Below are 15,343 nucleotides of genomic sequence, written 5' to 3'. Positions count from 1 at the left end.
GGTCGAATTCTGATCCTGGGGGCCAAACCCGCGATCGAGCGGTAGCAAGACGAAGGGACTCGTCTTTCGAGTCCCTTCCTGCCGGAGACGCACTGCATGCAAGGGATGTCGAATGAAGGCAGCGCCATTGCTGCCGAGCGCCTGGCTGCGCGCGTGGAGCGCGAAGGGCCTGTGCTGAAGCTGGAAACCGGTGGAATCGGGGTGTTCTGCCCGGAGCTTGCCGGCAAGGTCGACAAGGAAAATTCCGAGCAGCTGTACGTCGTCGAGTCGCTGGCCGACCTGTTCCGCCGTCACGAGCGCGTGCGCTGGACCGAAGTGCGCAGCCTGATCGCCGCCTGCAGTGCTGAGCTCACCGGAGCACAGACCCTGGAGGCACTGCAGTCGCGCATGAGGCAGGCTCTGGATGGGGTATGCGGGCACGCGCTGGATGCCACGCCGGCGGTGTGGAAAGTGATGGCCCATCCCTTGATCCCGCTGGTGATCGACGGGCTCGATGCCCGCGGCACCGCAGCCATCGAACGCGCCCTGCATCTGCGCTACACCACCCAGGTCGAGCAGGTCATCCATCGGCGCCACCTGCTGCGCAACTTCCTCATCGGCCGTGCCGAATCACGGGCGATCGCCGCCGAACTCAAGCGCCGGCTCCGCAGTGGACGTTCGGCGCTGGACTACGCACAGTCATTGCTGAGCCTGCGAGAGCGCATCGGCCTGGACAAGGTCACCTACCTGGTCACCGTGCAGCTGATCGCCATTTCCGGCGTGCCCGGCATGATGGCCGCCTGCCTGCTGTTGGCGATGCAGATGCATCCACACTGGCGCCAGCGCATCGAGGAGGAGTTCGCGCCGCTCTCGGATGAGGAGATCCATGCGCTGCCGATGGCCAGGATTCCCTGCACGATGCGCTTCCTGAAGGAAGTGATGCGGCTGTACTCCACGCCCTTCAACAACCGCCGGGTGGCCGCCTGCGATCTGCAGGTGGAAGGGCAGGCCATCGCCGAAGGCACAGTGTTCGAGTTGAGTTCGTTCATCCAGCACCGCTCGGCGAAGTACTGGGATGACCCGCTGCAGTTCGATCCTGATCGCTGGTTGCCCGAACGGCGCAAGCGTACCGCCGGCATCTATGTGCCTTACGGCTTCCCCACGCGTTCCTGCGTGGGATCGGCGGTCGGCAATGCACAGCTGGTATTGCTGTGCGCGCTGCTGGCACGCGAGTTCCGCTTCACCCCCAGCGCCGACTATCGGCCCGAGGTGCGCATGGAGGGCTTTGCGATTCCGGCGGCGCTGCATGGCACGTTCTCGCGGCGTACGGCCGGTGCCTGATCTGTCGGGACGGCGGCTTACTTTCCCGTTCGCCCGTGTGCCTGCATGTCCTCATGCAGGATCCGCCGCAGCTCGACGATGGCCGGCGTAGCTTCCTGCACGCTGTGCCCGGACACGATCACCTTCTCCGAATCCGCGTGCGGCAGGTGCGAACTCCAGTAGGGCACCAGCCCGTCATCGGTCTTCTCAAGTGGGCCATCGGCCTTGGCGCGGGCGATGATCGAGTGGTAGTGCACCTTCGGTGACATCGGCAGGTCAGCCACGGCGCGGACGAACGGGTCGTCCTTGTCCAGGTTCTGGATGCTGTTCATCTGGTAGCCGTGCTTGCCGTCATTGCGGTCGATCTGGCCGTCGTTGGCAATGGTGGCGACGTCTTCCAGCACGGTCAGTGGCAACCGCACCAGCCGGCCGATCCACCGGCCGAGGCGGGTGCCCGCCACGTCGGTGCCGCGATGCGGCGTGGCGATGAACACCACGCGGGACACTTCCGGTTCCGGCAGGAAGGTCAGCACCGGTGCGCCTTTGGTGCGCAGCAGTTCGCGCTGGGCGGGCGTCATCTGCGCGGTGGCCAGCAGGGTGTCGACCAGGTGGTCGCCGGAGGAGGAGATCATCAACCGTGCGATCACCCCGCCCATGCTGTGCCCCACCAGCACCATGTCATGCGAGGCCTGCGCCTTGCCGCTGGGGTCGAAGTGCTTGAATACTTCAGCCAGCGTGTGGCGCATCGCATCGTGGCTCATCGCGATGGGCATGTTGGTCGGGTAATAGAACTGCCAGACCTGGAAGTCCCGGCGGATCTCGTCGTCGCGCAGCAGTTCGTTGGCCACGTTGACCCAGGCTTCCGGACTGCTGGCCAGGCCATGGATCATCAGCAGCACGCGGCGGTTCGGGTCGTAGGGCTGCATCATGTACAGATGCGGCGTGTCGATGCCACCCTTGCCGCCGAACAGCGTGCGCAGCGACTGTCGGCTGAAGTTGGAGCGGGCCAGCCACAGAGCATAGCCGGCAGTGAAGTTGGCCGCCAGTGGCACCTGCTGGCCGTGCAGGGTCACTTCCGAAACCTGGTAGGGATCGTGGATCTCCAGCTCCGGCTCGTCATCGTGCAGCACCTCCCACAGGTTTTTCCCCGAGAAGCGCAATAGCACCGTCATCGATGGCGAGGGCATCTCGCTCCAGCTCTGCGTGGCAGAACGTCTTGCCTGCGCCGCCTGCGCCGCCGCCGGAGGCGTGGTGGTCGTGCTGCCGGCCGGGTCATCCATCACTGCCACCAGTTCGGCACCGAAGCCATCGCGGCGATGCACGCTTCGCAGCGTGCCGGTGAACGACAGCGAGGCGGCGGGTACCAGCTCGCTGGGGGTACGCTGGTCCAGCGCCGATGCTTCGTCTGAAGGGGCCAGCACGAAGGTCCAGCGGCCCAGCTGGAAATGGCTGGCCTGGCCGTGCACGCGCCCGGTGGCATAGGCGTTGTAAAGCTGCACCGAGGCTTCCTGCACCGCCAGGTTGTAGTAATCGCGCACCTGGGTCTGGCGGTCTTCGAAGCCGCGCTGGTTCGCCGTGCGCTCGGTGAAGAACAGATAGGCATAGGCCTGCCGCGCAACCTGCATCCAGGCATCCAGGCGCGGCTGGAAGTCGGCATCCAGCTCGGTGACGGCGGTCTTGGCACGGCCGGATGCCGAGTACTCGCGCTTTGGCGCCGGCAGGGTCATCGCATACTGCAGCCACAACTCGGCCAGGCTGGAGCGCTTGTCTTCCTCGCGCACCACGATGCTGCCTTCCATCGCCTCGATGCAGGGCAGGCCGGGCTTGGCACAGACGCCCTCATCGAGCCCGGCCACGCGCAGGGTCTCAATGGTCGCCGCGCTGAGCTTGCCGGAGGTCAGGATGTCACCGCGCTTGAGCGCGATGTACTGGCCGGGCGTAACCGAAGCGACCTGCACCGACGGCCCGAACTGGCGCAGCGTCGCGCAGCCGCCCAGGGTGAGCAGCACGGTGATGATGAGGGTCGTGCGGCCGATGAAGCCCAAGCCCGTGGTAGCCATGCGATCCTCCTGCGCGGTGGCGCCACTCTAGCGGTGGGCCTGTCAAAGCGGAATAGACCGGACGGTCGGTTTGGGCCTGGCCGCCTTGGGTGATTCAGCCATTCCCGTGTGACACTGCGGCCAATGGAAAGGACACGGTGATCGCGATGGTCTGGCTGGAAACCCGTATTCCCCCGCCCGTGGTAATGCTGCTGTTCGCCGCTATGGGCTTTGCAGCACGCTGGCTGTGGCCGGGTTTGCACCTTCGGGTGCCGGTGCCGGTTCTGCTGGCAGGGGTGACGGTGACGCTGGGTGTCGTGCTCAACTTGCTGCCCAAGATCTCTTTCCGACGCGCCGGTACCACCGTCAATCCTCTGCGACCTTCGGCGTCGAGCGCGCTGGTTACCAGCGGAATCTATCGCCGCACCCGAAACCCGATGTATCTCGGCCAGGCGCTGGTCCTGTTTGGTGCCATGGTGTACCTGCAGAACCTGATCGCGCTGCTGGTGGTGCCGCTGTTCCTGGCGTACATCACTTGGCTGCAGATCCTGCCGGAGGAGCGGGCACTGATGGCCCGCTTTCCCGAGGCGTACGCGCAGTACCGTCATCGCGTGCCACGCTGGCTGTAGCATCGGCTACGCCATCAGCGGCTGATCTGGCACTTCACCGCCGCCGAATAGCCCTCGTAGTCGTCACCCGCGATCACGTGCAGGGTGTGGCGCTTGTCGATGCGCTTCACGTAGGAAGGTTCCTCGGTATTGGCATGCTCGTTGACCTCGGTCACCGACCAAGCCCTGGCCAGGCGCTTGGGATCGACGCCGTTCAAGTACACGAAGAGGCCTTTCTCGCCTTCGGCCACATTCACATCGGCACTGCTGACCGTGCCGCCAAACAGCGCGACCGGCTTGTCCTCCGGCTCGAACGTGCCGCCCGGCTGCTTGGCCAGGCCGGCCGCCTGCAGCGCATCGATGGCGTCGGCCGCACTGAAATCCGAGCCTGCCTTGCAGGCCAGCAGCGCCTCCAGCGTGGCGATGCCGGGCGGCGCGATGGCCGGGGCTGCGGCGTGCGTGGCTGGGGCTGCGGCGAGCGCGGTGAGGAGCAGGGACATCGCGAGGGGGGCTTTCATGGCAGATCCTTCTGGCGGTCGCGGATGGAGGGACTGCTGTGTTGGAGGTGTCATCCCGATTATGCGCCACACGTCCTGCGCGACGTGCAGGCACAAAAAAGCCGGAACCCCAGTTGACGGGAGATCCGGCTTCTTGCGGCCTCGACAGGCCTTACAGATGGTGGTGGGGTGGAACCCTGCGCCAAACCTGTGTAACTCAGCGCCTTAGAACCGCTGCGAACTCCTGCGGAAAGGTGCGGAATCCAGCCCCAACTGCCAACAATCCTACCAGTTCTGCCCGGCCGGGGTCACCAGACAAGTGCATCGTGCAGGACGCCAGTTCGATTCCCGTTTGCGGAATTGAACCCGCGTCCGCAGATCAGTCAGATGACCACAGTCGGTCATCATCCTGGGTCGCCGCCCAGAAGTCATCGAACAGCGCCAGCTTGGCTTCGTTGGCTGTCGGGTATGTCCTCGGACCGAATCGGTCCCCGATCTTGAAGCCCCAGCGCTTCGTCTTCGTCGGATAGACCACCAGGTTGTAGCCTTCGAGGTTGAGGAAGCTGTTCCCCTTGGCGGAGACCCGCCACTTGCGCTGCAGCCAGCGGGTCCGGCGCGCCGCCCGGTTACGCAGCCTTGCCTCGCGGCGCCTCGGTCCCTCGTAGTCGTCGCTCATCTTCCCGGCGCAGACGCACCCGACGTCGAAGTGCTCGTCCAGATCCGGATGCTCCATGATGTGGACGTAGCGGATCTTCTCGTTGCCGCACATCTGGCAGGTGGCGTAATCGGTTTCGTCTGCCGGACCGCCATCGGCTCGCAAGTCGACGACGTCAACGCACGTCCACCCCTTGTGCGGCACGCCAGCCGTGTCCCATCGGTTCCCGCTCATGCCTGCTCTCCTATTCCGGGAGGCGGTGGTGCACTCCATCGCCAAATTCTGCTTGACAAGCAAGTAGAATATAACAAACATAGCAGACATGACAAAACAAAACGACTTTCCAGCGATACTCCGCGCCACCCGCGCGGCCCTCAACCTGACTCAGGAGCAGCTTGCCGAGCGCCTGGGCGTCTCCTTTGCCACGGTCAACCGATGGGAAGGTGGCGGTAATAAGCCGCAGCGTGCCGCGCAGGAGACCATCCTCGCGCTGGCGCGAGAGGCCGGGGTCGAGGGTGCTGAAAGCCCCCCGCCCGCTGAAGCGGCTGCTCAGGTGACCCGGCGTCGCACCGGGCGGGCGGCGGCAGCGCCCACCACCAAGCCGATGGAGCAGATGCTGTGGGACGCCGCCTGCTCCATCCGGGGCGAGAAGGATGCGGCCAAGTTCAAGGATTACTTGCTGCCGCTGCTCTTCCTGAAGCGCCTGTCCGACGTTTTCGATGATGAGATCGAGCGGCTGGCCGAGGAGTATGGCGACCGCACCACCGCCCTGGAGATTGCCGAGTCGGACCACTCGCTGCTGCGTTTCTACCTGCCCCCGGAAGCCCGTTGGGCGGTGATCAGCGGGCGTGAATCGTTCGACTGGCCGCTCGACGACCGTGGCCGCCCGACCGCACCCCGGGACATCGGCGAGCACCTGACCAAGGCCGTGCGTGCCGTGGTCAAGCAGAACCCGACGCTGTCCGGCGTGATCGACGTGGTGGACTTCGCCGCCGAACGCAATGGCGAGCGCGACATCAACCCGGCCAAGCTGCGTGGCGTGGTCGAAACCTTCTCTGACCCGCGTTACCGCCTTGGCCTCGCCGACGTGCAGCCCGACTTCCTGGGCCGCGCCTACGAATACCTGCTGCGCAAGTTCGCCGAAGGCTCCGGTCAGAGTGCGGGCGAGTTCTTCACGCCGACTGAGGTCGGCTTCTTGATGGCGCACATCCTGCGGCCCAAGCCCGGTGAGACCTGCCACGACTACGCCTGCGGCTCGGCGGGGCTGCTGATCAAGCTCCAGCTTGTCGCCCGCGAACTCGACCCCACCAGTCGCGTGCCGCTCAAGCTTTCTGGCCAGGAGTTGCAGGCCGAGAGTTATGCCGTGGCACAGATGAACGCCATCATCCACGACATGGAGGTGGAGCTGGCGCGCGGCGACACCATGATCAACCCGAAATTCCGCGATGCCAGCGGCAAGATTCGCGGGCACGACATCGTGGTGGCCAACCCCATGTGGAATCAGCCGTTTGCGGCCGATCTGTTTGCCAACGATCCGTTCGACCGTTTCCGCACGGCGGGCGGCATCACCACCGGCAAGGGGGACTGGGCGTGGCTGCAGCACACGCTGGCATGCCTGGATGACCACGGTCGTGCCGCCGTGGTGCTCGACACCGGCGCAGTGACACGTGGCTCTGGCTCCAAGAACGAGGACAAGGAGCGCAACATCCGCAAGTGGTTTGTCGATCAGGACCTGATCGATGGGGTGATCCTGCTGCCCGAGAACCTCTTCTACAACACCACGGCGGCGGGCGTGATTGTGGTGCTGAACAAGCGCAAGCCTGCGACTCGCAAGGGCAAGATCGTCCTGCTCAACGCCAGCCGCCACTTCAGCAAAGGCAGGCCGAAGAACTACCTGCCCGAGGAAGATCTGCGCCCGCTCGCCGCAATGTACGTCAAGGGGGAGCCGGTCGAGGGTGAGCTCGCTGTCATCACCAGGCAGCAAGCGGAAGAAGCCGACTACAACCTCAGCCCTGGCCGTTGGGTCGCGCAAGGCGGCAATGCTGACCACCGCCCCATCAAGGCCATCGTCGCGGACATGCTGTTGCTCGACGAGAAAGCCCACGAGATCGATCAAACCCTCGCCAAGTTGCTTGCACCGCTATGACAAATCCGCACTGGAATTGGCGCCCCTTGGGCGAACTGTTTGACATCGGTGCCGGAAAGACGATGTCCGCAGCGGCGCGAGCGGGGGCCGACAAAATACCGTTTCTGCGCACATCGAATGTCCTATGGGACGAGATCGATCTCACCCAGGTCGACGAAATGTCGATCTCTCCGAACGAGTTGGTCGACAAGAGCCTCAAGGCCGGTGATCTGTTGGTCTGCGAGGGGGGCGACATTGGACGATCGGCGGTCTGGGATGGTCGCGTACCGGTAATGTCGTTCCAAAACCACCTTCATCGCCTGCGCCCCATTCAGGACGACGTTGATGCGCACTTCTATGTGTACTTTCTGCAGAGCGCGTTCACTCAGCTTGGCATCTTCGAGGGTGCAGGCAACAAGACGACGATCCCGAATCTTTCTCGCAATCGACTGGCGGCCTTGGATGTACCCCATCCGCCCAAGCCCGAACAGCGGTCAGTTGCACAGGCGCTCGCCAAGGTGCGCGAGAGCATCGCCGTTCATGACAAAGCTGCCGCAACCGCGCAAGAACTCAAACGCGCCGCCATGCGCGAGCTATTCATGCGCGGTCTGCGGGGAGAGCCCCAGAAGGACATCGAGATCGGGCCGGTGCCGGAAAGTTGGGAGCTTGCGACTATTGGCGCGCATCACTCAGTCGTTTCCGGCGGCACGCCGTCGCGTGGCAATCCTGCGTTCTGGTCGGGCGGCACGATTCCCTGGGCCAAGACCACGGAAGTGGACTACTGCGTCATCACCGAAACCGAAGAACACATCACACCACTTGGCCTTGAAAGCTCGGCCGCCAAGATGCTACCCGCTGGCACGTTGCTGATGGCGATGTATGGACAAGGCATCACTCGAGGTAAGGTCGCGATCCTGGGTATTGAGGCGACCTGCAATCAAGCCTGCGCAGCCATCACGCCGAAAGACGATGCCGTGTTGCCGCGCTATCTGTACCACTTCCTCACTTGGCGCTATGAGGCCATTCGCTCTCTCGCCCACGGTGGACAGCAGCAGAACCTCAATCTCGAAATCGTCCGTGACTTGCCTGTGGTGTATCCACAGTCGAAGGACGAGCAAGACGAAATCGTCACCATCCTCGACGCTATCGACCGCAAGATTGACCTGCACCGGACGAAGCGCGAAGTGCTGGAGGAACTCTTTGAGTCCCTGCTTCACAAGCTGATGACCGGCGAAGTCGCCGTGTCGGATCTGGATCTGTCGGCGCTGTCCCCGGCCTCGACGCAACCCGAGGAGGCCACGGCGTGAGCACACTCAAGATCAGCGAAGCCGGCACAGTGCAGTTCCCGATGGTCAAGCACGCAGTGGAGATCGGCTGGACGTCCATTACGCCCGAGGACGCACGCACCAAGCGTGGTGGCGAGGCGGGTACCTTCTTCCGCGACGTGCTGGAAGCCAAGCTCACCGCGTTCAACCCCTGGATGTCCGCCGACGCCGTGCGCTCGGTGGTGGAAACCCTGGACGCGCTGCCGGCCACCATCGAGGGCAACCGCGAGTTGCTGGGCTGGCTGCGCGGCGAACGTCAGTGGTACGACGAGACCGAGAAGCGCCATCGGCCTGTCGCCGTGATCGACTTTGAGCACGTGGCGGAGAACGTTTTCCACGTGACCTGGGAGTGGAAGATCAAGCCGCCCGCGCGTAAAGGCAACCGGGCCGACGTGATGTTCGTCGTCAACGGTGTGCCGGTGGTGATCGTCGAGCACAAGAACCCGAAGGACGGCGACGCCATCGAACGCGCGATCAAGCAACTGCGCCGCTACGAGCTGGAAACGCCGGAGCTGCTGGCCACGACCCAGCTGTTCAACGTGACGCACCTGCTCGACTACTGGTACGGCGTGACCTGGAACGCCAACCGGCGCGACATGGCACGCTGGAAGCAGGCGCCGGAGGAAACCTATCGCTTTGCGGTGCAAGCCTTCTTCGAGCCGACCGAGTTCCTGCGCACCCTGCAGCACTGGATCTTGTTCTATGTGCAGGACGGCGAGACGCGCAAGTCGGTACTGCGCCAGCACCAGCGGCGCGCCATCGACGCGATCCTCGACCGCTGCGCCGACCCGGCCAAGACGCGCGGCCTGGTGTGGCACACCCAAGGCTCGGGCAAGACCTTCACGCTGCTGACGGCGGCGCGTCAGATCCTGGAGGACAAGGCGCGCTACGCCAACGCGACGGTAATCCTCGTGGTGGATCGCACCGAACTGGAAGGTCAGTTGAAAGGCTGGGTGGAGCGCCTGCTGGGCGAGATGCAGCAGCAGGACATCGCGGTCGAACGGGCCAACAACAAGGCCAAGCTGCAGTCCCTGCTGGATGCCGACTTCCGGGGCCTGATCATCTCGATGATCCACAAGTTCGAGGCAATCCGCAAAGACAGCTGCCTGCGCGACAACGTCTACGTGTTCATCGACGAGGCGCATCGGTCGGTGGCCAAGGATCTCGGTACCTACCTGATGGCGGCTGTGCCCAAGGCGACGATCATCGGCTTCACAGGCACGCCCATCGCGCGCACGGCGCAGGGCGAAGGCACATTCAAGATCTTCGGCACGCAGGATGAGCTGGGCTACCTGGACAAGTACTCCATCGCCGAGAGTATCGCCGACGAGACCACGCTGCCCATCAAGCACGTGATGGCACCGAGCGAGATGACGGTGCCCGCCGAACGGCTGGACAAGGAGTTCTTCGCGCTGGCCGAGAGCGAAGGCGTGACCGATGTCGAGGAGCTGAACAAGGTACTCGACCGCGCGGTGGGGCTGCGCACCTTCCTGACGGCGGACGACCGCATCGAGAAGGTGTCGGCCTTCATCGCCGAGCACTTCAAGGAGAACGTGCTGCCCCTGGGCTACAAGGCCTTCGTGGTGGCGGTGAACCGCGAGGCCTGTGCCAAGTACAAGAAGGCGCTGGACAAGCATCTGCCACCCGAGTGGAGCGCGCCGGTCTACACCGAGAACTCCGCCGATGTGGTGGATCGGCCGCTGGTGGCCGAGTTGCAGCTCTCAGACGACGCCGAAGAGCAGGTGCGCTTGCTGTTCAAGAAGCCCACCGAGAACCCGAAGATCCTGATCGTCACTGACAAGCTACTCACGGGCTACGACGCGCCGCCGCTTTACTGCTTGTACCTCGACAAGCCGATGCGCGACCATGTCCTGCTGCAGTCGATTGCACGGGTGAACCGGCCTTATGTAGACGCGAACGGTGTGCAGAAGCGCGTCGGCTTGGTGGTCGACTTTGTCGGTGTGCTGCGCGAGCTAAAAAAGGCGCTGCAGTTCGATTCCAGCGACGTCAGCGGCGTGATTGAGGACCTCGACGTGCTGCTGCAGGACTTCCTGCAACGCATCGAGCAGGCCAAGAAGGACTACCTGGAGTCAGACGCCGGCGGCACCCCCGACGAGCGGCTGGAGCGCCTGGTGTTCGGACGCTTCCTGACGCCCGAGGCGCGTAAGACCTTCTTCGAGAGCTACAAGGAGGTCGAGGCGCTGTGGGAGATCCTCTCGCCCGACCCGGCGCTGCGTGACCACATCGCGACCTACAAGCAGCTCAGTCAGCTATATGCGGCCGTGCGCAATGCTTACGCCGAAAAAGTCGGGTTCGTGGCTGACCTGGCCTACAAGACGCGGCGTCTGATCGAGGAAAGCGCCGAGCAACATGGTCTTGGACGATTGACCAAGACCGTGACCTTTGATGTGGCGACCCTGAAGTCATTGCGCAGTGAGGATGGGACCGATGAGGGCAAAGTGTTCAACCTTGTGCGCGGTCTGCAGCACGAGATTGACGAGGACCCTGCCGCAGCACCGGTGCTGCAACCGCTGAAAGATCGTGCCGAGCGCATCCTGAAGGATCTGGAAGAGCGCAAGACGACCGGTCTGGCGGCGATGGACCAACTGGCGGCGTTGGCTGCCGAGAAGGAAGCGGCCATGAAGGCGGCGCGCGACAGCGGCCTGTCTGCTCGTGCCTTTGCAGTCGCCTGGGTACTGCGTGAGGATGCGGCCGTCAAGGCAGCGGGCATCGACCCCATGACACTGGCCAAGGATGCCGAAGAGTTGCTCGGGCGTTTCCCGAATGCCTCGGTCAACGCCGACGAGCAGCGACGGCTCCGTGCGTCGCTCTACAAGCCCCTCCTCGCGCTGGCGCAGGACGAGCGGGCACGGGTCGTCGATCTCGTTGTGCGTTTGCTGCTCACGGAGGGTGGCGAATGAAATCGTCCCTGTACCCGGCGCAGGACTTGCGACGCCGCGCACTGGCCTGGGCGGTTAAGTTGAAGGTGAATCCCCGCGTGGTTCGGGTGCAGGAGATGCGCAGGAAGTGGGGTTCCTGTTCATCGGCGGGAACCGTCACCTTGGCCACTGACTTGCTCGACCAGGATGAGCCTTTCCAGGATTACGTCATCGTTCATGAACTGCTTCATCTGCGTTACGCGAACCACGGGAGGATGTTCAAGGCGCTGATGAGTGCACATGTCCCGGGTTGGCGCACGATCGAGCAACGCCAGATAGGCGATGCAGATGGCGCATCCGTTGAGCGGCTCTCCCGCAAACCGAGCGGTCATGCCCGATGACGATGCAATAACAAAAGGATCTGCTGCAATGCGCTTCATCGCCGGCCCGCTCAACAAACAACTGCTACAAAACCTGCTGGGCGAGGTGATTGAATCCTGCACGCGCGTTCGCGCGGCCGTCGCTTACGCCAGCCGCGACAACATGAAGTTGTTCGAGGCCTGCGCGCAGCACCTGAAGCCCCTGGAGTTCTTTGGCCGCTACGACCACACGGTGGCTGTCGATCCCGCCGTGTTGAAGTGGTTTCTCGACAAGGCCAGCCCGAACTACGACTGCAAGCTCGTGCCCGACATCCTGCACGCCAAGATCATCTGGTGGGTGGATGCCGGTGCCTACATCGGGTCTGCCAACCTGTCTGACCGGGCCTGGATATCGAACATCGAAGCGGGCACCTTTCTGCCCCACGACGAACTCGTCGAAACGGGTATGGAGCGTGAGCTGCAGCGCTTCTTTGAGGAAGTGGATGACCGTGCCCGGCCTCTGACCAAGGAGATCTACCAGGAGCAGCTGCGCTTGGCGGACCGGCGGTCTGAGTTGTCGAAGCGCGAATACGGACTTGAGCAGCAGTTCGACAAGGACCGCTTGCTGCCGAAGAACCACGGTCTGGTGTTTGTCGACACGAAGCGATCGTCTGAGAAGCGCTTCCAGAAGTTCGAGCAGGATTGGAACGACACGCTGCAGGTGATGCGATCGATCGCATCCAGGGTTTCGGCGCCCGGCGCCAAACCGGGCTGGATTGATGCGTCGGTGGCCCCCGGCGTTCAAGCGGATCAGTTCCTGCACGCCTATTACTACAAGCAGGTCAAGGATGGAAACCGTCATCCTTACGAGGAGTTCTTCGACAGGAACTCGAAGAACCCTGAGCTGGCGCTGCGCGACGCGCTGGAGTGGTGGCATGACGCCGACTTCGACCACTCGTTTGAAGAACGCACCATTTACGAGTGGTCGCCCCGGCTGCGTGAGCTGCTGGCACGCGATCGCATTCTCAAATTGACCGAGCAGGAGTTCGTGGATGCCGTTTCCCGGGTGCACGCGATCCGAGACCACGCCATCAAGCAGGAAAACGAGCACTTAGGCTTGCCCGACCGACCGCAGGCCGGCGACGACAAGGTGGAAAAGTTCGGCGAGTGGCTCTGGCGGCAGCGATCTCGCGAAGGGCGGACGGTGCTTGAGCTGTTGAACTACGTCGTCTGGGGCAACGGAAGTGTTTCAGCCCGGCTCTGGAACGCGATCCGCAGCGACGACTGGGCCATTCCGCACATTGGCCTGAGCAGTCTCGGGGAAATCGTCGGCTGGGCGCGCCCAGACGAGTATCCACCAAGGAACATGCGGACGAGCAAGGGGCTGCGGGCGCTCGGTTACAACGTGAGGATCGGTGTTTGATCTGCGGCCGTGGGCGGCGCCCGCAAGGTCCCGATCAACCCACCGTCCCCTGCGCCGGACCGGCCCGCCCTGGCATACCGTCCTTGAAGATTTGAGTCACATCAATCGGCCAGCAGGTCGCTGGATGTTGACTCTTGACTTTCGGCATGTTAGGCGCAATATCTTGCAAAGTCTTGCAAGAATTTCCTCGAGCGAGGCCGCGTGACGACGGAACTTGTGGGGGTGGTATGACAGCGCGCCAGGCGATCTTCACACTCGACGAGTTGGCTACCTACTTAAAGGTCGGCAAGCGGACGCTTTACCGGCTCGCCGCGCACGGGGAAATTCCGGCCTTCAAGCTCGGCGGGACGTGGCGGTTTCGTCAAAGTGAAATCGATCAATGGATCAATGATCAGATCCAAGCAGGCAGAAAGAAGGAGGTGATACGCACAGATGAGCAGCCGAAGTCAGCGAAACATCCCGTGTTGCCTGGGCGCGCTATCCATAGCCGCAGGCAAACGGATTGAGTGAGTCTTCAATTGATTTCTGGAGGTGTGACATGGACATTGATTTCAAGAAATTGGCTCCCTGGAACTGGTTCAAGAAGGAGCAGGAAGAACAACAGAGCACTGCCTCGCTGCCGGTGCAGCGCAATGACCTGCCGGTGGCGGGTGGGCCCGTTAGTCCCATCCTGCAATTGCATCGCGAGATCGACCGCCTGTTCGACGACGCGTTTCGAGGCTTCGGTTTCCCGACGCTGGCCATGCCACGCTGGCCGTCGGACTGGCCGGGCATGCTGAAGCCGGCGCTGGACATCCAGGAGACCGACAAGCAGTACAAGATCGCCCTGGAAGTACCCGGCGTCGAGGAAAAAGACATCCAGATCACGCTCGACAATGACGTGCTGCTGGTGCGCGGTGAAAAGCGTCAGGAGCAGGAAACGAAAGACGGCGGTTTCCACCGGGTGGAGCGCTCCTACGGCAGCTTTCAGCGCGCTCTGAACCTGCCGGCCGATGCCAACCAGGACACGATCAAGGCCGCTTTCAAGAACGGCGTGCTCACGATCACGATGGAAAAGCGCGAGGCCAGTGCCCCCAAGCAGGGGCGCTCGATCCCGATCAACGGCTGACGCGGGGCAGCGCGTTTTTCTCAAAAACCACAAAGAGATGAGGCACCGTGATCGGCGGTGCCTCGTCAGATCAATCTTTACAGGAGCATCAGCATGGCCAGAAAACAATGCCAAGTCTGCGGCCAGCCCGCCACGGTGCGGGTGGAAGCCAATCTCAATGGTCGCCGCAGCACCATGCTGTTGTGTGACGATCACTATCGCCAACTGGTGCGCCAGCAAAAGCGCACCGTCTCACCGCTGGAAGCCTTGTTCGGCTCGCGCAGCGGGCTGTTCGAAGACTTCCTTGGCAGCGACTTCTTCCGCATCGGTGACGACGCACCGTCCATGGCGGCCGATACCGACGAGGTGGTCGATGCCTCGTTCGGCGAACCCGCCCCGGCCGGTACGGGCACCGCGCGCCGTCGCGGCAGTGGGCTCGCCAGCCGTATCAGCGAACAGTCCGAGGCCCTATTGCAGGAGGCCGCCCGACACGCTGCAGAGTTCGGGCGCGCCGAAGTCGATACCGAACACCTGCTGCTGGCGCTATCCGACAGCGACGTGGTCAAGACCATCCTGGGGCAGTTCAAGATCAAGGTCGATGACCTCAAGCGCCAGATAGAATCCGAAGCCAAGCGCGGCGATAAGCCGTTCGAGGGCGAGATCGGCGTGTCGCCCCGGGTCAAGGACGCGCTCAGCCGTGCTTTCGTGGCCTCCAACGAACTCGGCCACTCTTATGTCGGGCCGGAGCATTTCCTGATCGGGCTCGCCGAGGAAGGCGAAGGTTTGGCGGCCAACCTGCTGCGCCGTTACGGCCTCACGCCGCAAGCGCTGCGCCAGCAGGTAAGCAAGGTGGTCGGCAAAGGGGCCGAGGATGGCCGCGCCGAGACGCCGACCAACACACCCGAGCTCGACAAGTATTCGCGCGACCTCACCAAGATGGCGCGCGAGGGCAAGCTCGATCCGGTCATCGGCCGCGCGCAGGAGATCGAGACGACCATCGAAGTGCTGGCCCGGCGCAAGAAGAACAACCCGGTGCTGATCGGCGAG

The 15,343-nt window shown here is 63.4% G+C and carries 13 protein-coding genes; 10 read left to right on the top strand and 3 right to left on the bottom strand.

Features of this window, described 5'->3' with window-relative positions; genetic code table 11:
- The first annotated feature begins 96 nt into the window (after positions 1 to 96).
- Positions 97 to 1,320 carry a cytochrome P450 gene (locus AC5P5V_RS00065; RefSeq protein WP_229298538.1) on the top strand — a complete coding sequence of 408 codons (1,224 nt, stop codon included), beginning with the start codon at positions 97 to 99 and terminating at the stop codon, positions 1,318 to 1,320.
- 17 nt (positions 1,321 to 1,337) lie between these two features.
- On the opposite strand, the gene AC5P5V_RS00060 is transcribed toward AC5P5V_RS00065, so the two are convergent.
- Positions 1,338 to 3,359, bottom strand: a complete 2,022-nt coding sequence (locus AC5P5V_RS00060) for an esterase/lipase family protein (RefSeq protein ID WP_134968056.1) — start codon at positions 3,357 to 3,359, stop codon at positions 1,338 to 1,340.
- A 146-nt stretch (positions 3,360 to 3,505) separates the two neighbouring features.
- Here AC5P5V_RS00060 and AC5P5V_RS00055 point away from each other — a divergent pair, with 146 nt between their 5' ends.
- Positions 3,506 to 3,967, top strand: a complete 462-nt coding sequence (locus AC5P5V_RS00055; protein WP_061477972.1) for a methyltransferase family protein — start codon at positions 3,506 to 3,508, stop codon at positions 3,965 to 3,967.
- 14 nt (positions 3,968 to 3,981) lie between these two features.
- Here AC5P5V_RS00055 and AC5P5V_RS00050 read toward each other — a convergent pair whose 3' ends face one another.
- Positions 3,982 to 4,464: a hypothetical protein gene (locus AC5P5V_RS00050; protein WP_134968055.1), complete on the bottom strand. Its 483-nt coding sequence runs from the start codon at positions 4,462 to 4,464 to the stop codon at positions 3,982 to 3,984.
- A gap of 358 nt (positions 4,465 to 4,822) precedes the next feature.
- Positions 4,823 to 5,332 carry a hypothetical protein gene (locus AC5P5V_RS00045; RefSeq protein ID WP_011479400.1) on the bottom strand — a complete coding sequence of 170 codons (510 nt, stop codon included), beginning with the start codon at positions 5,330 to 5,332 and terminating at the stop codon, positions 4,823 to 4,825.
- A gap of 88 nt (positions 5,333 to 5,420) precedes the next feature.
- Between AC5P5V_RS00045 and AC5P5V_RS00040 the strand changes: the two genes are divergently transcribed.
- The 8 genes from AC5P5V_RS00040 to AC5P5V_RS00005 all read left to right on the top strand — a co-directional run.
- Complete coding sequence (locus tag AC5P5V_RS00040; RefSeq protein WP_495215786.1) at positions 5,421 to 7,244, top strand: N-6 DNA methylase; 1,824 nt, start codon at positions 5,421 to 5,423, stop codon at positions 7,242 to 7,244.
- Positions 7,241 to 8,530, top strand: coding sequence for a restriction endonuclease subunit S (locus tag AC5P5V_RS00035; RefSeq protein WP_276574480.1), 1,290 nt, complete (start codon positions 7,241 to 7,243; stop codon positions 8,528 to 8,530). Before AC5P5V_RS00040 ends, AC5P5V_RS00035 begins: the two co-directional genes overlap by 4 nt.
- Positions 8,527 to 11,469, top strand: a complete 2,943-nt coding sequence (locus AC5P5V_RS00030) for a type I restriction endonuclease subunit R (RefSeq protein ID WP_236213256.1) — start codon at positions 8,527 to 8,529, stop codon at positions 11,467 to 11,469. The genes AC5P5V_RS00035 and AC5P5V_RS00030 overlap by 4 nt, the downstream gene beginning before the upstream one ends.
- Complete coding sequence (locus AC5P5V_RS00025) at positions 11,466 to 11,828, top strand: M48 metallopeptidase family protein (protein ID WP_011479396.1); 363 nt, start codon at positions 11,466 to 11,468, stop codon at positions 11,826 to 11,828. The genes AC5P5V_RS00030 and AC5P5V_RS00025 overlap by 4 nt, the downstream gene beginning before the upstream one ends.
- A 28-nt stretch (positions 11,829 to 11,856) precedes the next feature.
- Positions 11,857 to 13,209: a phospholipase D family protein gene (locus AC5P5V_RS00020; RefSeq protein WP_150084177.1), complete on the top strand. Its 1,353-nt coding sequence runs from the start codon at positions 11,857 to 11,859 to the stop codon at positions 13,207 to 13,209.
- Between the two features lie 227 nt (positions 13,210 to 13,436).
- Positions 13,437 to 13,715 carry a helix-turn-helix domain-containing protein gene (locus tag AC5P5V_RS00015; protein WP_236213255.1) on the top strand — a complete coding sequence of 93 codons (279 nt, stop codon included), beginning with the start codon at positions 13,437 to 13,439 and terminating at the stop codon, positions 13,713 to 13,715.
- 32 nt (positions 13,716 to 13,747) lie between these two features.
- Complete coding sequence (locus AC5P5V_RS00010) at positions 13,748 to 14,317, top strand: Hsp20/alpha crystallin family protein (protein ID WP_236213254.1); 570 nt, start codon at positions 13,748 to 13,750, stop codon at positions 14,315 to 14,317.
- A 93-nt stretch (positions 14,318 to 14,410) separates the two neighbouring features.
- The coding region (locus AC5P5V_RS00005; protein WP_495215783.1) for a Clp protease N-terminal domain-containing protein at positions 14,411 to 15,343 on the top strand (933 nt) is incomplete at its 3' end.

The organism is Stenotrophomonas sp. YJH_SMC_130 (genome assembly GCF_059369035.1).
The sequence above is the reverse complement of the archived record's forward strand: the minus strand, read 5'-3'. Positions and strand labels throughout refer to the sequence as shown.